Source organism: Stenotrophomonas sp. AS012628 (assembly GCF_010608305.1).
Lineage (GTDB): Bacteria > Pseudomonadota > Gammaproteobacteria > Xanthomonadales > Xanthomonadaceae > Stenotrophomonas > Stenotrophomonas geniculata.
In genome coordinates this window covers 1-220 of sequence record NZ_VMBJ01000291.1, presented here as the reverse complement: position 1 = coordinate 220, position 220 = coordinate 1, and the positions used below count along the sequence as shown (strand labels likewise).

Sequence of the window (220 nt, the reverse complement as noted above, 5' to 3'; positions counted from 1 at the left end):
ACGTCGCCCTTGTCGTCGGACACGGTGAACACCACGATGCGCGCGTCGACTCCGGCCTCGCGCAACGCGCGCAGGGTGTCCAGGCCGTTCATGCCCTTCATGTTCAGGTCCAGCAGGATCATGTCCGGGTCCAGCTCGGCGGCCAGGCGCAGGGCTTCCTCGCCGCTGCCGGCCTCGCCGACCACGCTGAGGTCGTCTTCCAGTTCGAGCAACTGGGCGA

General features: G+C 68.2%; 1 protein-coding gene. It reads right to left on the bottom strand.

Annotated elements, in window-relative coordinates; translation table 11 throughout:
• A partial coding sequence (locus G5A07_RS21970; protein WP_191864042.1) for a response regulator occupies positions 1-220 on the bottom strand: 220 nt, incomplete at both ends.